The 24,642-nt window shown below is 45.2% G+C and carries 18 protein-coding genes and 1 tRNA gene; 16 read left to right on the top strand and 3 right to left on the bottom strand.

All coding sequences use genetic code 11. The features are described 5' to 3' along the window. Positions 1–39 precede the first annotated feature (39 nt). The 4 genes from EXU57_RS06560 (at position 40) to EXU57_RS06545 (ending at position 4,868) form a co-directional block, all read left to right on the top strand. Positions 40–747, top strand: a complete 708-nt coding sequence (locus EXU57_RS06560; RefSeq protein WP_133267391.1) for a succinate dehydrogenase cytochrome b subunit — start codon at positions 40–42, stop codon at positions 745–747. 229 nt (positions 748–976) lie between these two features. Further along, positions 977–2,950 (top strand): fumarate reductase/succinate dehydrogenase flavoprotein subunit, encoded by a 1,974-nt coding sequence (locus EXU57_RS06555; protein WP_133267390.1) that lies wholly within the window; start codon positions 977–979, stop codon positions 2,948–2,950. A 49-nt stretch (positions 2,951–2,999) separates the two neighbouring features. Next, positions 3,000–3,779: a succinate dehydrogenase/fumarate reductase iron-sulfur subunit gene (locus EXU57_RS06550; protein WP_243745530.1), complete on the top strand. Its 780-nt coding sequence runs from the start codon at positions 3,000–3,002 to the stop codon at positions 3,777–3,779. A 423-nt stretch (positions 3,780–4,202) separates the two neighbouring features. Beyond that, positions 4,203–4,868, top strand: a complete 666-nt coding sequence (locus EXU57_RS06545) for a tRNA1(Val) (adenine(37)-N6)-methyltransferase (RefSeq protein ID WP_133267389.1) — start codon at positions 4,203–4,205, stop codon at positions 4,866–4,868. A gap of 487 nt (positions 4,869–5,355) precedes the next feature. Here EXU57_RS06545 and EXU57_RS06540 read toward each other — a convergent pair whose 3' ends face one another. Then, entirely contained in the window at positions 5,356–6,558 is a 1,203-nt protein-coding gene (locus EXU57_RS06540) for an NAD(P)-dependent oxidoreductase (protein ID WP_133267388.1), read from the bottom strand. Between the two features lie 324 nt (positions 6,559–6,882). Here EXU57_RS06540 and EXU57_RS06535 point away from each other — a divergent pair. The 5 genes from EXU57_RS06535 (at position 6,883) to EXU57_RS06515 (ending at position 13,429) form a co-directional block, all read left to right on the top strand. Next, positions 6,883–6,966 (top strand) — tRNA-Leu (locus EXU57_RS06535). Between the two features lie 566 nt (positions 6,967–7,532). Beyond that, positions 7,533–8,807 carry an NAD(P)/FAD-dependent oxidoreductase gene (locus EXU57_RS06530; protein ID WP_133267387.1) on the top strand — a complete coding sequence of 425 codons (1,275 nt, stop codon included), beginning with the start codon at positions 7,533–7,535 and terminating at the stop codon, positions 8,805–8,807. 916 nt (positions 8,808–9,723) lie between these two features. Further along, the gene (locus EXU57_RS06525; protein WP_133267386.1) at positions 9,724–10,521 is read left to right on the top strand and encodes a fatty acid desaturase; all 798 of its coding nucleotides are present in this window, start codon (positions 9,724–9,726) and stop codon (positions 10,519–10,521) included. Positions 10,522–11,325: 804 nt separating this feature from the next. Beyond that, a complete protein-coding gene (locus EXU57_RS25340; protein ID WP_207955408.1) occupies positions 11,326–11,613 on the top strand; it encodes a hypothetical protein in 288 nt (95 codons plus the stop codon). Between the two features lie 808 nt (positions 11,614–12,421). Next, on the top strand, positions 12,422–13,429 hold the full coding sequence (locus EXU57_RS06515; RefSeq protein WP_133267385.1) for a cyanophycinase: 1,008 nt from the start codon (positions 12,422–12,424) through the stop codon (positions 13,427–13,429). A gap of 285 nt (positions 13,430–13,714) precedes the next feature. Here the strand turns inward: EXU57_RS06515 and EXU57_RS06510 are convergent, their stop codons facing one another. Beyond that, entirely contained in the window at positions 13,715–15,175 is a 1,461-nt protein-coding gene (locus tag EXU57_RS06510) for a PQQ-dependent sugar dehydrogenase (protein ID WP_133267384.1), read from the bottom strand. A gap of 255 nt (positions 15,176–15,430) precedes the next feature. Between EXU57_RS06510 and EXU57_RS06505 the strand changes: the two genes are divergently transcribed. After that, positions 15,431–16,045: a chemotaxis protein CheB gene (locus tag EXU57_RS06505; RefSeq protein ID WP_133267383.1), complete on the top strand. Its 615-nt coding sequence runs from the start codon at positions 15,431–15,433 to the stop codon at positions 16,043–16,045. A 210-nt stretch (positions 16,046–16,255) separates the two neighbouring features. Here the strand turns inward: EXU57_RS06505 and EXU57_RS06500 are convergent, their stop codons facing one another. Further along, positions 16,256–16,807 (bottom strand): ferritin-like domain-containing protein, encoded by a 552-nt coding sequence (locus EXU57_RS06500; RefSeq protein ID WP_133267382.1) that lies wholly within the window; start codon positions 16,805–16,807, stop codon positions 16,256–16,258. 483 nt (positions 16,808–17,290) lie between these two features. Here EXU57_RS06500 and fabF point away from each other — a divergent pair, with 483 nt between their 5' ends. The 6 genes from fabF (at position 17,291) to EXU57_RS06465 (ending at position 24,302) form a co-directional block, all read left to right on the top strand. Then, positions 17,291–18,541 (top strand): beta-ketoacyl-ACP synthase II, encoded by a 1,251-nt coding sequence (gene fabF, locus EXU57_RS06490; RefSeq protein ID WP_133267380.1) that lies wholly within the window; start codon positions 17,291–17,293, stop codon positions 18,539–18,541. 251 nt (positions 18,542–18,792) lie between these two features. Further along, complete coding sequence (locus EXU57_RS06485) at positions 18,793–20,205, top strand: ATP-binding protein (RefSeq protein ID WP_243745529.1); 1,413 nt, start codon at positions 18,793–18,795, stop codon at positions 20,203–20,205. A gap of 26 nt (positions 20,206–20,231) precedes the next feature. Beyond that, positions 20,232–21,893 carry an FAD-dependent oxidoreductase gene (locus tag EXU57_RS06480; RefSeq protein WP_133267379.1) on the top strand — a complete coding sequence of 554 codons (1,662 nt, stop codon included), beginning with the start codon at positions 20,232–20,234 and terminating at the stop codon, positions 21,891–21,893. A 128-nt stretch (positions 21,894–22,021) separates the two neighbouring features. After that, complete coding sequence (locus EXU57_RS06475) at positions 22,022–22,291, top strand: UBP-type zinc finger domain-containing protein (protein ID WP_133267378.1); 270 nt, start codon at positions 22,022–22,024, stop codon at positions 22,289–22,291. A gap of 65 nt (positions 22,292–22,356) precedes the next feature. Further along, positions 22,357–22,938 carry a Crp/Fnr family transcriptional regulator gene (locus EXU57_RS06470; protein WP_133267377.1) on the top strand — a complete coding sequence of 194 codons (582 nt, stop codon included), beginning with the start codon at positions 22,357–22,359 and terminating at the stop codon, positions 22,936–22,938. Positions 22,939–23,369: 431 nt separating this feature from the next. Next, entirely contained in the window at positions 23,370–24,302 is a 933-nt protein-coding gene (locus EXU57_RS06465; protein WP_133267376.1) for a ring-cleaving dioxygenase, read from the top strand. The last annotated feature ends 340 nt before the right edge of the window (positions 24,303–24,642 follow it).

The following is a 24,642-nucleotide window of genomic DNA, read 5'->3' as shown; positions in this document are numbered from 1 at the left end:
CTATTTTTACACCCGAATAAAAAAAACTAAACTTCCATTATGACCTGGAAACAAATGTTCACTTCATCGGTAGGTAAGAAATTTGTGATGGCGCTTACCGGTATTTTTCTGATCAGTTTCTTAGTGGTTCACGTTGGCTTAAATGCTTGTATTTGGGCAAACGACAATGGCAAAATGTTTAATGTTGCGGCTCACTTTATGGGTACAACCATCCTGGTGCGCATAATGGAAATTGGTTTGTTCCTGGGCATTATTGTTCACCTTGTTCAGGGTTACATTCTAAATCTGCAAAATCAAAAAAGAAGATCCGTTGGCTATGCTGTTGAATATGGCAACCGCGGAAGTAAATGGTACAGCCGCAGTATGGGCCTTCTTGGAACGCTGTTGTTGTTATTCCTGATCATGCACATTTGGCACTTCTGGACGCCGTCACGCTTCGGTGGTATGTGGAGCGTACAGCCGCTAAGCGAGGTTACCTATCCCGGCACCCAGATCGAATACCACAACCTATACGCAGAGATGCTCACCGTATTTCAAAACCCAATCATAGTTATCTTGTATGTTATCGGTTGTATCTCTCTTGCCTATCACCTCATGCACGGTTTCGAGAGTTCATTCAGAACTGTTGGCGTGCATAACAACCGGTACCTTACATTAATCAGGTATACCGGACGCGGGTTTTCCATCATCGTTTCTCTTGCGTTTGCAATGATGCCGGTTAGTATGTACCTGGGATGGGTTAAATAAATTCTAAAGCCGGCACAACTGCTTATTATAACAGAACTTTCCTGTGCCAACATTGTTCTTATCTGATACATGTTCTTCTCCATACTACCTCATTTTAGCAGGCTTATAAACATCCACTGAAACAGGTCGCATACACAAAGGAGAACTAATGATAACATCCTGATGACGGTCCCTGGTACATGATGGTTCAGCGGACTGATTTACAAACAAGAACTGAAATTTTTCACAAATGTTAGATGCAAAAATTCCTGCGGGAAAGCTGGATGAAAAATGGGAAGATTACAAGGGCCATTGTAAACTCGTGAACCCTGCAAACAAACGCAGGCTCGAGATCATCATCGTGGGTACCGGGCTTGCCGGTGCCTCGGCCGCCGCTTCCCTTGGAGAGTTAGGGTACAAAGTGAAAGCTTTTTGTTACCAGGATAGTCCCCGCAGGGCGCATAGCATAGCCGCTCAGGGAGGCATCAACGCAGCAAAGAATTACCAGAACGACGGAGACAGTGTTTTCCGTCTTTTTTATGATACCATCAAAGGTGGCGACTATCGTGCACGCGAGGCGAATGTTCACCGCCTTGCAGAAGTAAGTGGCAGCATCATCGATCAATGCGTTGCGCAGGGTGTTCCATTTGCCCGCGAATACGGCGGTCTCCTAAGCAATCGCTCATTTGGTGGAACCCAGGTTCAACGTACATTTTACGCGGCCGGCCAAACAGGTCAGCAATTGCTGATCGGTGCTTACCAGGCCCTCGAACGCCAGGTTGCCCTTGGTAACGTAAGAATGTACAACCGTCACGAAATGCTGGAACTGGTTGTAAGCGACGGCAAAGCAAAAGGCATCATTTGCCGCAACCTTATCAATGGCGAATTAGAACGGCATTCAGGTCATGCCGTTTTGTTGTGTACCGGTGGTTATGGAAACGTATTCTATCTTTCAACAAACGCCATGGGCTGCAATGTTACCGCAGCATGGAAGGCGCATAAAAAAGGTGCATACTTCGCAAACCCCTGCTTTACACAGATCCATCCAACCTGTATTCCAGTTAGTGGTGATCACCAAAGCAAGCTTACCCTGATGAGCGAGAGCCTCAGGAACGATGGTCGTATCTGGGTGCCTAAGAAACAAAACGATACCCGTAAGCCAAACGAAATACCCGAAGAAGAAAGGGACTATTACCTCGAACGCCGCTACCCGGCTTTTGGTAATCTCGTTCCACGCGACGTAGCCTCACGTGCGGCAAAGGAAAGATGTGACGCAGGTTATGGTGTAGGTACCTCTCGGCAGGCGGTTTACCTCGATTATGCTGATGCGATACTTCGTTATGGGCAGATCGAAGCCGGCAAACGCGACCTTACCACTGCTGATACCAACGCCTTTATTCAAATGGGTAAAGAAGTGGTTCGGGAGAAGTACGGCAACCTTTTCGACATGTACGAAAAGATCACTGGCGAAAATCCATACGAGCTGCCAATGCGTATATATCCTGCGGTTCACTATACCATGGGTGGGCTTTGGGTAGACTACGAATTGCAAACAACCGTACCCGGACTCTATTGCCTGGGTGAGGCAAACTTCAGCGATCACGGTGCAAACAGGCTAGGCGCATCTGCGCTAATGCAGGGCCTTGCAGACGGCTATTTCGTGATCCCTTATACCATTGGAAACTACCTCGCAGATGAGATCGCCAATAAGGCAATGCCGATAGATCACCCGGCTTTTGCAGACGCCGAGGCAACCGTCGAGAACAGGATCAATAAACTAAAAAGCATTAATGGAAAGCAATCGGTTGAAAGCTTCCACAAGCGGCTGGGAAAGATCATGTGGGACAAGTGTGGTATGGCGCGCAATGCAGAAGGTTTATTGCAGGCTATCCGTGAAATTCAGCAGCTTCGCGACGAGTTCTGGAGCGATGTGCGGATCCCCGGTGACATCAATGAAATGAACTCTGAGCTTGATAAAGCCGGACGTGTAGCCGACTTTATCGAACTGGGCGAACTCATGTGCCACGATGCACTCACACGTAATGAAAGTTGCGGCGGGCACTTCAGGGAAGAGTTCCAAACACCCGAGGGTGAAGCCTTGCGCGACGATCAGGATTACATGTACGTTGCTGCCTGGGAGTACAAAAACTTGTCCGAATGGGGACTTCATAAAGAGGAGCTCAAATACGACGTGGTTAAACCTTCGCAAAGAAGCTACAAGTAAGATTACTGGTTTGCGATTACAATTACATATTCACATTTCAACTTAGCATATGGAGCATTATAATATGGACCTTACCCTCAAGATCTGGCGCCAAAAGAACCGCCAGAGCAAGGGCGGCTTCAGAACTTACGAGGTTAAGAATATTTCTTCCGAAATGTCGTTCCTCGAAATGATCGATGTTTTAAATGAACAGCTGATCATGGAAGGTAAAGAGGACCCGATTGCATTCGACCACGACTGTCGCGAAGGCATTTGCGGCATGTGCTCAATGTACATCAACGGTAAGCCTCACGGCCCCTGGAAGGCCACCACGGTGTGCCAGCTGCACATGCGGGCTTTCAAAAATGGCGAAACCATTACCGTTGAACCCTGGAGAGCAAATTCATTCCCGGTAGTAAAGGACCTCGTAACCGATCGTTCTGCTTTCGACCGTATCATACAGGCTGGTGGCTACATCAGTGTTAACACCGGTAATGCCGTCGACGGTAACTCGGTTGCTGTTGATAAAGAAAAATCCGACAAAGCGTTTTATGCTGCAGCTTGTATCGCTTGCGGTGCGTGCGTGGCTGCCTGCAAAAACAGCTCAGCGATGTTGTTTGTTTCAGCAAAAGTTTCACACCTCGGGCTATTGCCACAGGGTGCTCCCGAGCGCCAGACTCGTGTGGTAAGTATGGTTGCTCAAATGGATAAAGAGGGCTTTGGCTCATGCACCAACATCCAGGCTTGTGAAGCTGCCTGTCCAAAGGAGATCTCCATCACCAACATCGCGCGTTTGAACGGCGAATACCTGTCAGCTGGTTTAACCATGGAAAACAAATTAACCACCTAACATCAAAGTCGTTAAAACTGCGAACATAAACATACTGCCATTCCCAACGGAATGGCTTTTTTGTTGCATTGTTTGCATGTGATGTTTAGGGCTGGTGCGGTGCAAACAAATTTTTCGGTTTGGGGCATTGAGCTACTTGAAGAAATCAGCAATTGTCCGGGCTTCTCCGGGCTGCGCTTCGCTCCGGCCCCGCCCTGTTGGGCGTGGCTAAACCCTCCGTATCCCGCAGCCCTTCAGCCACATCTCTTGGCTCAACCTTGCCCTTCACATGCCAAGGGCGCTTGCCACCTTTTTAACAGGTGCTCACGTTGGTTCTGCTATAAACAGTGTGAGCAGCAGCAGTGGCAATTAGCTTAAATTACTCCCGTGTCAAACAGCTACTTCAGTTTCAAACACTTTACGGTACATCAAAACAGGTGTGCAATGAAGGTATGTTCAGACGCCTGCTTGTTCGGGGCATGGGTTGCAGAACAGCTTTCGCGAACAACAGCAAAGCCAAAAACAGTGCTTGATATTGGCACCGGAACAGGACTCCTGGCGCTAATGATTGCACAAAAAACGCAGGCAACGATCCATGCTGTTGAACTTGACGAAAACGCGTTTTTACAAGCCGTGGAGAACTTCAAAGCTTCACCATGGTCAACCCGTCTTACGGCTCATCATGCCGATGTAACCGGCTTTTTGCCTCGTATTGCATACGATATTATCATCAGCAATCCACCCTTTTACGAACAATCATTAAGGAGTAAGGATGAGCAAAAAAATAAAGCTAAACATAGTGGAAGCTTAAGCTATGAGGGGCTTGCAGGTGCTGTTGCAAACAAGCTATCGACCACCGGAAAATTTTATGTATTGCTACCCTACGCTTCGTTTAACAGCTTTACAGCCAAGGCTGCCGAACACGGGCTCTTCCCGCAAGAATTGGTATATGTAAAGCAAACAACAACCCACAACTTCTTTCGTGTCATGGCAGTGTTTTCCTTTGATAAAACTTCTTCCCTTCGCGAGCAAACGATCACCATAAAAAGCGGGAATAATTATGATCCGGAATTTGTTACGCTTTTAAAAGACTACTACCTGTACCTGTAACACCGGTTACGCAACGGCTACACAACCATCAGGCACTGCTTCACTCAGCAGGTAACGAGCTTCTCTCAATCCATCTTGCCATAATCACCGCTGATCCCTGCCCTCCGCCTTACTTGTACTCAACCTTGTTTATAATCCACAACGCTCATTATAAATCCATCAGATCCGTGTTATCCGTGTTCCAACGTCCTCAGGGTTCAATTGTCCTCTCAGCTTGTCATCCCCTCCTCCAATCCTAAATCCATTCAATCCGTGTCATCCGTGTTCTATAGCCATCCGTGTTCCATTGTCTTCTCACCTTGCTCATCCCTTACACCAATTTAAATCCGTTAAATCCGTGTTATCCGTGTTCCATTGCCATCCGTGTTCTATTGTCTTCTCACCTTGCTCATCCTCCAATCCCTAATCCCTTCAATCCGCGTTATCCGTGTTCCAATGTCATCCGTGTTCTATTGTCTTCGAACTTCCATTCTCATTCCTCCCCTTATTATGCCTGACCTACATAATTTTTCAGGTACGCAAACCGGTCTGTAAGCGAACCTTTATTTACTATCGTTGCCTTTTGTATAACCGGGCTTCCGCCTTTACGAATATCATCAAGCACATACTTAATCAATTGTTCCCCAAAGTAACGGCTGGCATCCCGTGGTAGCTCATTGGGAAGATTACCAACTGCCATCATATCCACACTTGTTTCCAGGTAAGGAGCAGTCCGCTTGCCGGTTTTCTTATCCACGCCGTAAACAGGGTCCTCAAAACTGGCATCACCAATGTTACAGGGTATACTGCCGAGGGCATCATCAGTAACATCTGCAATCGTTTGAATACGAAAGCCAGGTTGCATTAACGTATCCATGGTAAAGAGTTGCGGTATGGAATGATCCCAGTAAACACCATTCATCAGGATATCGGTCTTGCTGCAGTAAGGTTTAAAGCGGCTGTCGTATTCGTGGGCATGACTATGAAAGTGTTCGCGTTCATAGGGGTTGCCGGCTTTGTGCACGTACAGGTCTGCACCCTTTAAGTTTACGTATACGGCATAATCGAATTCGCGTTTCAGGAAATCGGATGGCTCAACTTCTTTAACGTCCATCAGGTTCATGATGTCGAGAATACCGTGGGCAACCCGCCCGCTTCCGGTAACAGCAATCTTTATGTTTGGCAGCTTGAGCCCAAAATAAGTATGGATCAATTCACGGTAATCCTTTCGTTGGTAAACCCTCCCCAGGTCGAATAAACCGGTCCGTTTACCATAAGCCATAATACCGTTGTGCGCGCCAACAATGCCGGCAAAAAAGCCAAAGCCAATGATCCTTTGCCCGTCTTCATGAACCAGGCACTCATAGTCGACCAGGGTGATATTTCGTGCCAGGATTTGTTGCAGCATTTCTGCATTGTGTGGCTGCTCTTTGTGGGTATGTGAAAAGAAGAGGTAGGTTTTATCTTCAAGTAAAAATTTAAACGGCACTTCTTTGATCCCTAGCAAGAGGTCACATTCCCGCATGTCTTCCTGCACCGGTATGCCGGCCTGCCGGTACTCCGAGTCATTGAAGCAGCGGGTTTCAGAAGACTGCACAATTAATTTAATCTCGTGGAAATGCTTTTGCAGCCATTTGCATTGGCTTGGTGTAAGCGCAACACGCGAGTCGCGTGGCACCTTGTTTTCTCTTATCAAACCTATAACAAGCATTCAGTTAACTTTGCCCCTAAGTTATAACGTAATTTAGTATAAGGCTTTTCATACATGGAGGCGGCAGTGCTGGATTACATCAAATTAGTTACAGCCCTGTGGTTTACCGGGAATCAAATTAGAAAGCATGAACCGACTATTAAGCATATGGAGATTCCTCAGCAGGTTCGTCCTTCCACGCAAGCGTTGCTGCCGTTAAGGAAAGTAACCCTAAAAAATAGAGCTTCGGTATTTTGGCAGGAATAGCCTGATGACTTAATATTGCAGCCCGGTAAACACGCGGCAACAACGCTTTGATGTTTTCGGGAAGTTTCTTTGGTGTACGCCCGGGTGGCGGAATTGGTAGACGCAGCAGACTCAAAATCTGCCGCCTTCACAGGTGTATCGGTTCGATTCCGATCCCGGGCACATAGGCTTAAACCCCTGTAACCTTGGTTGCAGGGGTTTTCTTTTGTATACGTTTTTCTGTCAGGCACGTTGTCGCATCTCATTTGCGGAATGGATGATCCGCGCAATTACCCAGGTAGCGTGAGAAAATCAATATTGTAAGCACAAGGCCTGCTGCCCATAGAAATCACCAGGCACGAGAATAACAACAACCCGTACCCTCGTAAAATCTCCTGGGATGGAGAACTATAGTGACCCTTTCGGCGCAGGCCCTCCTAATTGCAGGCTATCTCATAAAGAAAGGAAATCTGTCACCGCACAATTCTAACCAAACAAGGGCGCTGCAAAGTAAACTGCAAAGATGTTTTATGTAGGAGTGCTCACCAATGATCACTTGTGGCCTGATCCTTTAAGTAAGTTAGCAATTGAAACAAGGTTCTTTTGAATGTGCTAACCAACAGGTGACGTATTAAGATTTATATATACATTTTGTAGAAAACATTGCCTATTTTAGGTTTGTTTGACTAAGTACTACAGGAACTTTCTTTAGAACACAATCATACTTCTTTGGTCATTAACTAAACAATATGGAACAAGCAATAACAAAAGTTGTAGTGGTAGGCGGTGGATTTGCAGGTATCAACCTGATCAAAAAACTGGCAAAAGACCGCAACTTCCAGGTTACCCTGGTAGACATTAACAATTATAACTTTTTTCCACCGCTACTTTACCAGGTTGCAACCGCTTTTATTGAACCTTCAAGTATAAGTTATCCGTATCGTCGCCTTTTCCAGGAGAAAGAAAACCTGCGTTTTCATATGGGTTGCTTTATCAGGGTAAATCCCGACCAAAATACAATTGACACCGATAAGGGTACCATCAGTTACGATCACCTTGTATTGTGCATTGGCACCGAAACAAATTATTTCGGGATGGAGAATGTGAAGCAGAATTCGTTACCGATGAAAACCATCAATGATGCGCTTAAACTGCGCAATCATTTGCTGCTAAACATGGAAAAAGCGGTAAGGACCGAAGATGTTGCAAAAAAAGAGAAATACCTCAACATCGTTATTGCAGGGGGCGGTCCAACCGGAGTTGAAGTTGCCGGTATGCTTGCAGAAATGGGCAGAAACATTGCGGTAAAAGAGTATCCGGAAATTAAAGACCTGACGTCGCATATCTACCTGATAGACGCCGGACCGGTATTGCTAGGACCTATGAGCAAGAAGTCGCAGGAAGAAGCAACCAAGGTATTACAACGTCTTGGTGTGCACATTGTATTGAATACTGCCGTTAAAGATTATGTAGATGACAAAGTGATACTCGGCGATGGTAAAACCATTCCGACTAACGTTTTAATCTGGGCATCAGGTGTGACCGGCAGGGAAGTCAAAGGATTACCTGAGGGTTCTGTCGGCCGCGGCAGAAGAATAAATGTTGATGAATACAATAAAGTAATTGGAACAAGTAATATCTACGCACTCGGGGATCTCTGCTTACAACTTACTGACAAGAACTTTCCCAATGGGCATCCGCAATTGGCACAGGTTGCCATTCAACAAGGGTCGTTGCTCGCAAAAAACCTGAAGAATCTGTACTATCGTAAGCCCCTTGTTCCATTCACATACAACGATAAAGGAAGCCTTGCAATCATCTCGAAATACAAAGCCGTTGCAGACCTGCCCAAGCTATTTTTTAAAGGATTTTTTGCCTGGCTGGTTTGGCTGTTCATACATATTATACCATTGGTAGGTTTCCGAAATAAAGTAAAACTTTCCTTTAGCTGGCTGTGGTCATTTCTAACCAATGACCCAACACTTCGTCTTATCATCCGGCCCGACAAGGAGGAAGCAAAATGAAACCTATTGTTATCAGGATCGGCACCAGTTGAATATTGACCTCAGGTTGCGAGGCTACATTAAGACCTCTCTTCTGTAATATCAGTCGGACGCCTGATAATTTGATCGGCTTCATTGCACGGATAAGTGTATAAAACCGCGCGTATTTCTAAATACTTGGGTTCATCCCAGGTGGCTGTAATGCCGCTTTTAAGCTTATCGTTAATCTTGCCCGGCAGGCGCACATTATCCTGGTTATGCTTCCGCTCAAATGTTTTTGAGTATTTTCATCAGCCAACGCAACAGGTCGGCATGTACTTTCTTGCCCAGCTGCCAGGCTGATTGTTGTAAATCGATTAGTCGGTCAACTACTAAAACCCCGACCCTCAGGTAGGTCTCGCTATACGGATTCGACGTTAAAAAGCCATTCTCCCCTACTAAACACACCATTTTAATGTTAAGAATAAAAAAAGATTTCTATCTGATAGATCTGAATGTCGTAAAGAAAGATCTAACCATGCACAGTTAAGACTGCTGATCTATTCAACTAAGTACGGGTATAATGCAAATGGGCTGGAATACAAATACAGTTGAAAACTTATGTGTACTACTCACCTGGTGTAATCACATGTTAGAAGAAAGATATCCAATTAGAAGTACATGTATTCTTTAAACAGGAAATTACCAAACTGAGGAATACTGCACATTCTCTCAAATTAAATGATTTTAGAACTAAAGAAAGTCCAACTCCAACAAAATACACTGCACAAAATCGCGATATGTAATGGTGCATTAACATCTACACTGAGCTTACTATCGTACATTTAAATAGTTAAAGGTGTTTTTACACCTTATTGCCAGAAGTTTATTTTTTTATTGTTCTTTGTTCAGTTCATAAAGTAGACATCTCTTTTGTTAAACACGTTTACTTTATTTTATGCTTGCAATTATTATTTTCTTCCTTTCACATTGGTTTTTGTCGCTCTTCTTTCACTCCTTTTTCCTTCATCGCTACGCATCTCATCGGCTGTATACAACTACCAGGGGTTGGGAAAGGTTTTTTTACCTGAGTACCTGGTTTGTGCTGGGTTCATCATTCCTGGTACCACGTGCATATGCAGTTTTACATCGTATGCACCATACCTATAGCGACACGGAAAAGGATCCGCATTCCCCCCATTTTTTTAAAGACGTTTGGCAGATGATGTTTCATACTGCAGCCATTTTCAGGGGATTTGTAAGAGGAACCAATATACCGGAGGAGCAATTTACCAGGGAATACCTGCCGCAATGGGACAGGGTAGATAAGATCGGCCACCACATAGCCGGCCGGTTAATTTTTGGTGCACTCTATACGGCCTTCTATGTTCATTTTGCACCAAATCCATGGTGGTATCTTTTGTTACCAATTAATTTTTTGATGGGTCCGATCCAGGGGGCAGTTGTTAATTGGTGCGGTCACAAGTATGGTTATAGGAATTTTGATAATGGCGATCATTCAAAAAATTCATCACCTTTTGGTGTAATATTAATGGGGGAGTTATTTCAAAATAATCATCATCACAACAAATACGATCCGAATTTTGCCCGTAAATGGTTTGAATTTGATACGACTTACCTGGTAATGATCCTGTTCAACAAGTTGGGAATGATAAAACTCCTGCCGGTTCCGCTCCCTGGTAAACATGAAATAAATGTTCAGGATACTTCATTGCCCAAAGCGCAAATCAGCTGATAAGCACAACAAAGTCATCTTATATTGAAAGCAGTGCCACGTTTTGCGGGGCACTGCTGTTTTCTTGCTGTTTACTTTCAAGAAAAAGAAAACATATGATCAAATGCCCGCTGTTCGTATGGTTGTAAATGAAACCAATTGCAGTATTACAACTTTGTGATATTGTTTAGATAATTGAAAGGACGAAATGCGCTTGCTCTCTCAAGTCTGGTGATACAAGTAATCCAGTATTATGATTCAAATTCGCTTAGTTAAGCGCCTTGCCACCTTGATTTTGCCTATTAATGGATCAATGTCGTTTAGTTAAGCCGATTATGTAATTTGTTTGCCCAGCTACTTCCAATCGTACAAGAGTGCGACGCAACGATGTCCTATAGAATTCCTGTGGCCGGGTCCATAAAAATTTGCTTAACTAAACGGCATTGATTAATGGATTCCAGTACAAGCCCACGCCGAACGTAGTTCATACGGGCGGGCGCCCGGCTGAAGCCGTTCGGACGGGAGTGCGACCCAACGATTTACATTTCAAAAGCTGCGGCTTGGTCCAAGAAAGATTGCTTAACTAACGACATGGTATTATGATGGAATAAATACGCGTTATAATCTCTTTACGCAGCGTACGAACCAGCTCATTATTCAAGCAAACGATGAGACGTTTTTAAAGGCAATTACCGGATTAACACTGAATGAATAAGCGTAATTATAGAACTTAATCCTTTTGCCAATTGCTAATTACATGTAAAAGGAAAAACAATATTTATTTTTACTAAATTTACGCTTTATTAACCCCAGAAAATTACAAAAATGGAAGCACAACTTGCAATTAGAGCCAAGGAACTCACAAAGGACTTCATGGATGGACTCATGAAAGTTTTCTCAAGTGAAGCCGTATTGAACATCACTGTTAATTACGAATTAGAAACCCCTGCTGCCGCACCAACCCCGGCCCGCCGAGGACCAAAACCGGGCACTACCAGCAGCACCGGCAAAAAAAGAGGTAGAAAACCCAAGTCAGAACAAGCTCCGGAACCGGTTGAAAATGCAGCTCCAAAGAAGAGAGGCCGTAAACCAAAAGTAGCTACAGAAGAATAAGCGAATTGCAGCACGACAAACAGCCACGTGATCGCGCGATGCAAACAGCAATCACACCATTTACCAAATGGCCTTGTACAGGAACCAATAGCACCCTATAGAAAAACCCTCTTGACTAGAGGGTTTTTAATTATACCTCGTTGTTAAACTACAATTAGCAACTGACTAAGAAAGCTGGATAGCCGGACGCAATCCCATTGAGTCTATTCAAGGTGACAGTACTTTCAAAATTTTTGGATGACATCTCTTTTCAAAACAAAGCCTTCAAGCAATTGTAAACGGAGCCACAACTACCTTTTTACAATTGTTGCAGCGTGTATGAGAGCTGTTTGTTGAATGGTGCTGAATTCAATTAACAGATTAAACTTCGGTAGTGCTTTTTCAAAACACTTACGCCCCCGTTTACTATTCTCAACATCAGCTGACTCACCATAAAACTGCAGCTTGAAAACATATTGGTAAAATTCTTCTGCTTCAATACAGATAAACATAGGTCGTTGCAAGTATTCTGCAGTCTACTAATTACAACCACATTATTGTAGGGATTTGCAGGGCAAACATCTTAGTTGCGGCGGTTTATAAAAGTTAACCCCGGAACACCCTATTGCCATTATAATATTATCCCAGCATTCCGGTACAAGTTTAGAAAGCTCACACATGCTTCCTGCTTTGCATGATCTTCGGATAATACCCCGACAATATTGTTCTTATCAACAATCAACGGTTTAACTTTCCGTAAATGATGAGCAACTAATTTAATCGTTAAATTATGAACCGACTTGCCTATACCCTGGTCTGAATCTTGTTGGTGAGCGCAATCAATTCTTTCGGACAAGGTGATACCACAAGGCAAAATCAGATAATTAAAGGGCGTCCGGGTTCGCTTGGAATTATTGGTGATACAGCTGATGTTAAAACCAAAACGAATTACGGACTCGTGTTGATGGGCGGCGGTAAGGACGTAGACGAAGCGTTTAAATGGATGATCCATAAATCCGGAGGCGGCAACGTGGTAATCATTCGTGCTTCCGGGACCAATGCCTACAACCGCTACGTTTACCGGCTCGGTAACGTTGCTTCCGTAGAAACGCTTAAAATAGATACTCGTGAACTTGCAAATAACGACACCGTCATAAATATAATCCGAAATGCAGAGATGCTTTTTATTGCAGGTGGTGATCAATCGGTTTATATGAAACAATGGAAGGGCACTAAAACTGCTGACGCCATAAACTATCTTTTAGGGGTAAAAGACGTTCCGGTTGGCGGCACCAGCGCAGGGTGCGCAATACTGAGCGGGGTATATTATAGCGGCGAGTCAAGAAGTGCAGTATCGAAAGAAGTGCTATCAGATCCTTACAGTAACCAGGTAACATTGTACAACAACGACTTCCTGTTCCCCCCTTACCTGGCCGACATCGTAACCGATCAACATTATGTTGCCCGCAACCGCGAGGGACGTCATGTTGTGTTTATGAGCCGTATGTTAACAGACTGGAAGATCTTGCCGAAAGGGATTGCTGCCGATGAAAAAACGGCTGTTTGCATCAACAAAAAAGGCATCGCCACAGTATTCGGGAGCAGTAAAGCCTATTTCATTCAAACCTCATCCGCACAAGCACCCGAAACCTGCCTCCCTGAACAACCGCTCACCTGGAGCCATAACCAGAAAGCTTTACGAGTTTATGAACTCGCCGGTAGTTCAGCGGGTAACGGTAAGTTCAGCGTAAAAACCTTTAAAACGAAGAAAGCAAAAGGTGGCAACTGGCAGTGGTGGTGGGTAAAAGCGGGCGAGTTAAGGCAAACAAATAATTAGCATTAGTGGTAAATAAACCCTTGTATCATTCACTTAAACCAAATAAGTTAACAAACTACGCTCCCATCACTCTTGCCGCTATTAACCCCTTAACCAATAAATAAATCAGCTGATCAACAAATAAAGCAAAAAGTGAATTTACCCCCTCACCAATCAGCATATCAACTAATCGATGAATCAGTTTATTAACTAATAAAGCAGATAACGACTCACCCCTCTCAACTCAACCTCTCAACTTATCAACTAATCAACCTATCAACTTAAACTCCCCAATACCTTAATAACCTATCCCCCATTCACCGGTGTCAGCCGATAAATTATTCCAGGGTTTTCAACCGACATATAAATGAACCCATCGGGGCCCATTCGAACGTCTCTCACCCTGCCGATGTTTTTAAACAGGATCTCTTCTTTCACCACCTTGTTGCCCTGGATAACGCTTCGGTTCAGGTATTGGAACCTTAATGAACCCGAAATCAGGTTGCCGGTCCATCCTTTATATTTATTGCCGGTCACGAAAGCCAGCCCGCTCGGACCTATTGAAGGAGTCCATTCGTGCAATGGTTGTTCCATACCTTCTCTGGCGGTTTTGGTATCCGGCCCCATCGGTTTTCCATTGTAGTTAATTCCGTAAGTGATTTCGGGCCAGCCGTAATTTTTGGCCGGTCTCACAATATTAATCTCGTCGCCACCGCGAGGCCCGTGTTCATTGGTCCAGATCTGTCCCGATTGCGGATGAATAGTCATACCCTGTGGATTGCGATGTCCGTACGAATAAATAGAGGGCTCCGCACCAGCAGTTTTTACAAATGGGTTATCAGCCGGTATTGTACCATCAGGTTTTATACGATGAACCTTACCCAGGTCATTACCTTTTATCTCCTGTGGGTTCTGGCGTTCGTTGCCCCTTTCGCCAACCGAAAAATACAGGTAACCATCTTTACCAAACTGCATCCGCGAGCCATAATGATGACGCGTAGTGGACCACGGCTCTGCGACAAAAATATCCTGCTGTTCCGTTAGTTTCCCATTCTCGAATTTTGCCCGCATAATTGCTGTAGTAGCGAGACCCCTTCCATCCTCCTGTTTTGCCTTAGAGTAGGAAAAGTAAACGATCTTATTGGTAGTATAACCAGGGTCAGTTATAACATCCAGCAAACCACCCTGTCCTGCAGCAACAACGCTCGGGCCGCCTGTTACGGGCATCATCGATCCATCTTTTTTTACATGATAGATCTTTCCACCTTTATCGTTTACAAGCATTTCGCCCCCTGGTAAAAAGGCCATACCCCACGGAATATTCAATCCTTTTACAACGGTATCCAAACGAATGGTCAGGTTTTCCGTTTTAAAAGTATTCGTTTTGGGACGGTCTGATCCTGTGTAGCGGCTTACATTTTTAATCCCGGTTAAAATATAGTCTGATAAGGCATAGATCTGTTGATCAGTAAACGCGGAGTCAAATGCCGGCATGCCTTCATCGTGGTAACCCGATTTGATGGCTTTATACAAGTCATTTCTACTGTTCCCATGTTTCCAGTTCCTGTCTACAAACGCGTTCATCTTTTCACCATGACACCCACCACAAAAACCCTGGTAATTTTTGGCCGCTTCCGCAAAGGAAGTGTCTGCTCCATCAGGAAAACCTGCATCTTCCACAACGGGCGGATGATCCAGTTTTATAAAACCAAAAAGCGCAACTAACACAGTCAACAGCAAGGCAAGCAAACGAATAGAACGAAGCATAAAAAATTGATCTTTGGATAATCACCGAAGATATTCATTTAGCTCGATCAGCGGTTCCTTATCGGCGACTTCCGAAATAAATAGTTGTGCATGGTTAGCGCTTACGGGCGCTAGCCAATTGATCACCATCCATCGTGAACGCTTATTCAGGATCTAAAGGAATGCTTTTAAGATAAAAACATCTTTTGTGACTGCCGTACAATCCCTTCGCGTACCCGGAGCATAGTTTCTTGCCGAATAAGCGTACCTTCATCAATGTCAAAGAAATTTATTGTAGCAATTGGTGCATCGGAAGGTGGGCTTCGTCCTCTTACCGCGTTTTTCGATTTTGTGCCACACGACCAGGCTACCTACGTGATTCTCAGGCATCTACCCGTTGATTCAAAGAGCCAGTTACAGGTAATTCTTGAGCGACATTCAAAATTGATGATTAAGGAAGTTGAAAACGGGATGATCATAGAAAAGGATGTCATTTACATGCCTCCTTCTGAGAGCTATATTACGATTGCAAATGACCGGCTTTACCTTCAGGCAAGGATCGATCATCAACTCTATCCCAATCGGATTATCGACGTTTTTCTTGAAAGTCTTGCAAATGCAAAGGGTAAGTTTAGTGTGGTAGTAATAATGTCAGGGTCGGGCACGGACGGCGTAAGGGGAACCGGGCTAATTAGAAAAGCCGGTGGCCTCGTTGTCGTGCAAACCCTCAAAACCTGCGAATACCACGAAATGCCGGGAAATGTATTGAACGCTGGCCCGGTTGATCTTGAGCTGAACCCGGCTGACATGCCAGCCGCGCTGCAATCCCATATTAACACGTTATTAAAGAATTCGAATAATATCTCCAACCTTAAGGAAATGGCTAGTTAAACGCAGTGTCACGAATTGTAATTATCGTTGTCAGGAATATCGTATCCTCTTACCGGAACATGACTTCCTACTACCCAACCTTCAGATGCTGCTAACCCACGCACACGGAATTTTGCCAGAAGGGATATCGTTTTCAGATTGGCAGCACCGGGCAAAAAAAAGCTGCCGGTTAAATATAACCGGCAGCAATTACTCATCATCCCCAAAACATTATGCAGGCTCGCCTGCTGCCTGGTAATTGATGTTATTTTCGGCAATTGTTGTCAACAAAACATCGGTTTGTTTCTCTTCCTCAAGGGTAGTATGCAGCAAGGTAGCTACATCTGATAACCCAAGGGTTTCTGCAAGTGTTGCAAGACCGCCATATGTGGCAATTTCATAGTGTTCAACTTTTTGAGCAGCAAAGATTAACCCTACGTCGCGGGTCGCAGTGTTTTTGTCGGTATCGCTGATGATGCCTTCACCTTCTTTGATGATACCTTCTATAGCTTCGCAGGTTTTAGCCTTCGCTTTTTCGCCCAGCGATTGGAATACCTGCTCAAGACGCTCGATTTGTTGCTGCGTCATGGTAAGATGCTCTTCAAAAGCCTGCTTCAATTGCTCTGAAGTTGCAGCCTTTTTCATTTTAGGCAATGTTTTGGCAATCTGCTTCTCCGCATAGTAGATGTCCTGTAATTCTTCCACAAAAAATTCTTTCAATAAAGAATTGGATGCTCCGGCACCTATATGTTTTCCTGAAGCACTTTTTGATGTCTTTGTCATAAAAAATCGTTTTCAATAACTATAAAATTCCTGTACCATAAATTGGCTGAGCCTGAGGCGTGTTATCTGTAGAAACATTTTCCACCTAGACTAGGGTCTATTTACCCCATCGCGGCGAGACGCTCCTTTTCACTATATAAACTACCCCATACCCGTAAATCGTGCTTATGCACTCCTGTCATCTACAAATACATATTCCATCAAAACCCAAATATTTAACACGAATGTGGCTGCTGCTACAGTATAGCAGACTTTCGCCGGTAACCGGCAAGCAACACATCCGGACGCAGGCTCGCATCGAAGCAGCGGGCACCGCTGAACAAAGTACCGGCCTAAATGCAATCACTTTGCGACCAGGTCACTCAGGGCTATACGCCACTTTCCTATTTGGTTATCTAAGCGTATTCCTGTTATTTTACTGATTGCCGTTGGCCGTTCGCCGGCAACAACACGTTCTACGAAAATTCAAAAACACATTGCCTAATGAATCGAGTTGTGATTACAGGTTTAGGAGTAATAACACCCTTGGGCAACTCCATTGAAGCATTTTGGGACAATATACTTGCGGGCAAAAGTGGCGCAGCACCACTTACAAGGTTTGATGCATCAAAATTTAAAACCCGGTTCGGCTGCGAGGTAAAGAACTTCGACGCGGAACATTACATTGATAAAAAAGAACTCAAGAAGTACGACCTGTTTACCCAGTATGCCATCGCAGCAAGCGAACAGGCTATTCAAGACTCCGGGCTTGATTTTGAAACAATCAGCGAAACGGAGCGGTACGAAATTGGGGTAATCTGGGCATCAGGAAATGGTGGGATGGGCACATTTGAAGAACAGATGAAAGAGTTCCATGCCGGTGATGGTACGCCCAGGTTCAGTGCCTATTTTGTTTCAAAAATGATTGCTGACATTGCCGCAGGTGTAATTTCAATCAGGCATAAACTTCATGGACCTAATTACTGCACCGTTTCAGCATGCGCGTCATCAAATACAGCCATCATCAGCGCTTTTGATACCATCAGGTTGGGTAAGGCCACCGTTATGATTGCAGGAGGGTCGGAAGCGGCTATCACCCCGGCCTCACTTGGGGGCTTTAGTGCTTCCCAGGCACTTTCGCGAAACAATGAAAACCACACCACGGCAAGCAGGCCATTCGACAAGTGCCGCGACGGTTTTGTTATCGGTGAAGGTGCAGGAGCGCTGGTCTTCGAAGAACTTCATCATGCTCTGAACCGTGGGGCAAAAATCTATGCAGAAATGGTCGGGGGAGGAATGGCTGCCGATGCCTTCCACCTGACCGGATCGGCACCCGACGGTCTCGGCGCAGCATTGGGAATGTCAAAGGCACTTGCCGATGCCCGGGTGTCGCCGGTTGATGTCAACTACATCAATGCGCACGCGACTTCTACGCCAATGGGCGATATCAGCGAGTTAAATGCAATTCATAAAGTCTTCAATAACCATCATGTGGCAATAAGTGCCACAAAATCTATGACCGGGCACCTGTTGGGAGCCGCAGGGGCCGTTGAAAGTATCATCAGTATTCTTGCAGTTCAAAACGATGTTATCCCGGGAACCATTAATACAGAAACAATAGACGAGGCAGTACCCTCCGGCATGAACATCATCATCGGCAAGTCAATACGGGCTGAGGTTAATTGCGCCATCAACAATACCTTTGGATTTGGCGGACATACTGCCACATCGGTTTTCAAAAAATTTGTTGAGTGATTAACCACCAGCTGTAATCACCGGTTAGCCTTACCAAAGTTTTCCAACTGGCGGGGCAGCTGCCCAACAGGTTACATCAGGACCGTTGAATTTTGTTCTACGACCTTTGCCATAAAATTTCTTACAAACCCGGTTCTTAGTCTTTTGGCCATTTTGTCGATCACCGAATCGGGTTAGTCAACACCGGAAGATGAATAAGTTTGCCCACGTGGGTCAACTTAAACCGAAGTTTTCAGAAACAAAACTGGTTTATGATGCAAAACGTCACAACAGCCTGGTTACATTCCATAAGCTCCCTTCAGGATGTGCCCGAGGAGCAGTTGCAGTGGTGGATCGATAATAGCGAACACTACGAATTGGAAGAAGGCGAATACCTCTTCCAGGCCGGTATGGCTATCAAGGGCACCAACGTTATTATCAAAGGCAGGGTGAGAATATTTGCGTCACAGGGCAATGGCTCCCGCACAATAGGCTACTTCGGCGAAAAAGATATTACAGGGTACCTCCCCTTCTCGCGTGGTTTTGTTGCCTCAACAAATGGACAGGTCATAGAGCGCCTGCAAATAATGACCTTTCCTATTGATAAGATGAAGGAGCTCATTGTGCATCATTACGAGCTGACGCAGGCACTTGTTCAGGTTATGACTTCCCGTGTTCGCGACTTTACAACGCTCGAACAACAAAATGAAAAGATGATGGCCCTGGGTAAGCTGTCTGCTGGTCTTGCACATGAATTGAACAATCCCGCTTCGGCTATTGTAAGAGGCTCCATTTCACTCTTGAAACATTTGCAGCTCGTTCCTGAAACGTTTAAAAAAGTCATCGCCATAAAAATGGCTGCGGCCGATGTAGATAAGGTAAATGAAAAAATGTTCGAGGTGCTCGCACGCAAGGAAAAGCCCGTACTTACCATGATGCAAAGAAGTAAACTCGAAGATGCATTATCCGATTGCCTCGACGAGCATGAGGTTGAGAATAGCGAGGAACTCGCTGAAAATTTCATTGAATTTGGATTCACCTGCGAAGACATTATCCGCTTTTCCGAACTGGTTCCCCCAGAACACCTTTCACCCGTATTAAACTGGATCAACAATAACCTTGTTACAGAAAAAATGGTAAACGACATACAGGAGTCGTCGAAGCGAATTGAAAAACTTGTTGGTGCCGTTAAGAACTTTACGCATATGGATCGGTCGCAGGACCAGGAATATACCGACATCCATACCGGGATAAAAAATACGCTTACACTGCTCGACTATAAAATGCGTAAGGCTAATGTTCTCCTCGAAGAAGAATACGACACCTCCTTACCAAAGGTTAAAGCATACGTTGGCGAACTTAACCAGGTATGGACAAACCTGGTTGACAATGCGATTGACGCTATTGCATTAAAAGGTAAGGGCACACTAAAGATTACCACCCGTAAATCGCTCGATAAGGTAGAGGTTTCCATTATCGATAACGGGTCCGGCATTCCCGAAGAGATCAAAACAAGGATCTTTGACCCGTTTTTCACCACCAAAGAAATTGGAAAAGGAACCGGGCTCGGACTTGATGTCGTATCCCGCATTATCCGTCGCCACGAGGGATCAATTAAAGTTGATTCGATCCCCGGCGCCACTACATTTAAGGTCTGTTTTCCTATAGACGGACCTGCAGACTAAACCGGACTAAAACTGAGAACAACAGTATGAATGAGCCTATAATTTTTTGTATAGATGATGACACCCAGGTACTACGTGCAATAACCCGCGACATAAAAAACCAGTACCGGGGTATTTACAAAGTGCTGAGCACCGATTCGGTTACAGAGGCGCTCGAAAGCCTCGCACAATTAAAAAACCAGGGTGATACCATCGCTTTGTTTATTGCTGACCAACGCATGCCCGGAATGGACGGAGTCTCCTTTTTAGTTCAGGCAAAGGAATTTTTTCCTGAGGCAAAGCGGGTATTGCTTACCGCATACTCCGATACCGAAGCAGCAATCAAAGCCATCAACGAAGTTCGCCTTGACTATTACCTCATGAAACCCTGGGATCCTCCGGAAGAAAAATTGTACCCTGTCATCGACGAATTGCTAGACGAATGGCAACACCATTATAAACCCGAGTTCAAAGGCTTGAAACTGATCGGATACCAGTTCTCCCCCAAGTCGCACAACATAAAAGAATTTCTTGCCGGCAATCTTGTTCCTTACCAATGGATGGATATCGAAAAAAGTAAAGATGGCAAACACCTGCTGGAGCTGAATAAACTTGAGCTTAAAGATTTGCCGGTTGTTTTCCTCGAGGACGGCTCAAGTTTGTTGTCGCCCGGCATAGCCGAACTCGCTGCCAGGGTCGGCCTTACTCCTACCCTCAAAAACGACGTTTACGATGTGGTGATAATCGGTGCCGGCCCCGCAGGCCTGGCTGCTGCAGTATATGGCGGTTCGGAAGGATTAAAAACGTTGCTGATCGAACGGCATGCACCGGGTGGGCAGGCAGGCACAAGTTCACGCATCGAAAACTACCTTGGCTTTCCCTCAGGACTCAGTGGGGCTGAACTCACACGTCGTGCAATAACCCAGGCAACCAGGTTTGGAACGGAATTCCTGTTACCGCAAGATGTAAAAGCAATCTCGGAAAAAGATGGCTACAAACGCATCATACTTGAAAGTGGAATCGCAATAAACACGCGCACTATTGTAATCACAACCGGGGTCGATTACCGCAAGCTCGAAACAAAGGGTATCGATGACTTCACCGGTGCAGGTGTGTATTATGGCGCGGCAATGACGGAAGCAGCCTCCTGCAAAGACAAAGAAGTATATATTGTTGGCGGTGGCAATTCAGCGGGCCAGGCGGCCATGTACCTGTCGAAATTTGCGCGAAATGTTTATATCGTAATCCGTAAAGAAGACCTTTCTTCATCCATGTCGGCTTACCTGATCGACCAATTGAAGAGCGTGCAAAACATCCAGGTGCTGGGCAAAACTGAAATCAAAGAAGCCTTGGGCAACGATCGGCTTGAGCAGGTTTGCATCGGCGGTATCGATGGAGGCAGTACTGAGCTCAGGCAGGCAGATGCACTATATATTTTTATTGGCGCGCGTCCTTTTACCGACTGGATCGGCAACGAAATCATCCGGAACGAAAAAGGATTTATAGAGACCGGCCGCGACGTTAAGTCGTACCAGGTTTTTGAGAAAACCTGGAAGCTTAAGCGCGACCCATACCTGCTCGAAACCAGTGCCCCCGGCATTTTCGCGGCGGGTGATGTTCGCGCAAATGCAATGAACCGGGTTGCTTCTGCTGTTGGAGAGGGAAGCATGGCGATTAGCTTTGTGCACAAATACCTCGCAGAAGTATAAATGCACTGTTGAGTTCCCAAAATTCTCGTTAACGGGAAACACCTAAATCACCTGCAAAGATCACCACCCACTAGTTAACGATTGAATTTACTTGTTTACTAAATTTCAAATTAAATCACACCAATACTATGTCGGAGCAACCTTGTAAACATATCACCAGCATTACAGAACTTAAGCTGCCACATGCACATGTTTGTGAAGAATGCATAAAAACCGGAACACGTTGGGTACACCTCCGCACATGTCAAACCTGCGGTGCAACCCTGTGTTGCGACTCGTCGCCGCAGACACATATGACGAAACACAACCAAGAAACCCACCACCCGGTGGTGATTTCTGCTGAGCCCGGCGAGCAATGGCTTTGGTGTTATCCCGACGAAAATTTTGTTGAGTACTAAACATTGATGTACTCAGGTCAGTGGTTGCTACGTCATCACCGTTGTGCTTTTAAAACCTGCGAAATATGTTTGAGCTGTTGCAACAGAAAATTTTGGAGCATATCACCATTACCGACGAAGAGTTTGCCTTTTGTAAAAGCCGGTTTGTTCCTAAAAAACTGCGCAAGCGACAATACTTATTGCAGGAGGGCGAGGTGTGCAAGTACACTGCTTTTGTTGAACAGGGAATGCTGCGCACTTTTACCATCGACGACAAAGGCGGTGACCACATACTGCAGTTTGCCATGGAAGGATGGTGGATGGCCGACCTCTACAGCTTCCTCACTAACGAGCCCTCCAACTACAATATGGAAGCCCTTGAAGACTGCCAGTTGTTACTGATCACCAAAGCTTCGTGGGACGTATTGCTCGAAAAAGTCCCCGCTTTTGAACGTTACTTCAGGATACTCATTCAAAACAATCTCGTGGCTACCCAACGCCGGCTAATGGGCACCCTTACCGAAACTGCCGAAGACCAATACCTGAAACTACTCACGCTGTACCCCGATTGCGTTCAGCGCGTTCCGCAGCACATGATTGCCTCCTACCTTGGCATTACCCGCGAAACGCTCAGCCGTATCCGCAGCCAGCTGGCACTCCGTAAATAGGTGATCTACATCAACGCAATTTATTATCCTTCCGCAACGCACCAGCCATGTGCTGTAACGTAGTTTTGTTGTGTTGAAAGCATTTACAAATTGGCGGAACACGGATAGGCGGATTGCGCATTGCCTACTGCGGATTGGCGGATTGAAAAAATTGAATGTTGCCAGCAAATGCGCATTCGCATTTTTACTTTTTACTTTTGAATTTTGAATTTTTTTCGGCCGGCTATGGATCTTCGATATGGCGATGGTTGCGACGCTCCGTTCAACCACATCATTTCAGGGCAACGGGAAAAACAAATACAAAGTCAAACAAGAATGGCAGAACAATCATAGGACAGCCTTGTCAATATTTAAATAAGGTTTGCGGCGTAGCAACCGGTTACACCTTTTTAATTGCCTTTTTTTACGTCTTACATTTTCAAACATTAATTATGGAAAATAGCATCTTAGGGTTGCACCACATTACGGCAATTGCTGCCGATGCAAAACGGAATTTCGAATTTTATACAAAAGTGCTCGGACTAAGAATGGTAAAGAAAACCGTGAACTTTGATGATCCAGGTACCTATCACTTTTACTTTGGCGACGAAATGGGTACCCCGGGAACGATCCTTACATTTTTCCCCTGGGGCAACATCGGTCAGGGCCATACGGGCACCGGCATGGCTACCTACATCGCTTATGCAGTGCCGGACGGAAGCCTGGCGTATTGGCAGGAACGTTTCAAATCTTTCAACGTTCAACACGACCCTATCAGGGAGAAGTTTGGTGAACAATACCTCTCCTTTCGCGATCCCGACGGACTAAAGCTGGATATGGTGGTACCATCCACTAAAGACGAACGTAAAGCATGGACTTCAGTAATCGGTGCAGAGTCGGCAACAAAGGGCTTTCATAGTATCACCCTAACCTTGCGACAAGTTGCACCAACCGCGAAGGTACTTACAGACTTGTTCGGCTATCGTTTATTAAAACAGGAAGGCAATCACTATCGTTTTATTACCGATGCAATAGAAAACGCATCACTTGTTGATTTAATAGAGGCGCCAAACCAGGCACCTGGCAGGGGTGCAGCAGGAACAAATCACCACGTTGCGTTCAGGGTTAAAAACGACAATATATTAATGGAATTTCGGGAGAAGATCGCCGCCGCAGGTTTAAACATAACTCCCAAAATTGATCGTGATTATTTCTTTTCCCTTTACTTCCGCGAACCAGGTGGGGTATTGTTTGAACTGGCTACCGACAATCCTGGCTTCACCAGGGATGAACCCCTCGAACAACTTGGAAGTAACCTGATGTTGCCAAAGCAATATGAAGGTTCAAGAAGTAAAATTGAAAGTATTTTGCCAAAGCTTAATTAGATCATCGGCTCGAACAGGTGAACAATCTTGTCTTTACATCACAGGAACAAAGCAAGGCTACCATTTACGCGAATGACGGAAGCAACAGAGCGGGAATAACAGCCCGGCAGGTATTCCATAGAGTAATGAGCTATCAACTCTATTTCGTTCAGGGAAGGCCATGCAGGTACCCTGGCGAATAGGCATACCCAAAGTACAAGTGAGTGACACAACGATGCCCAATCACTACTGTCCCGTTAACGCAATCAGGATCTGGCTCAAACGTAGTACAGTAGCGGCTAATAGCGTAGTTCTTTGATTTTTCGATTTCAGCTCAAAAGGTGTTTTTTGCTACATACCT

The organism is Segetibacter sp. 3557_3 (genome assembly GCF_004354985.1).
Lineage (GTDB): Bacteria > Bacteroidota > Bacteroidia > Chitinophagales > Chitinophagaceae > Segetibacter.
Note: the sequence above shows the minus strand (reverse complement) of the source record. Positions and strands in the feature narration are given on the sequence as shown.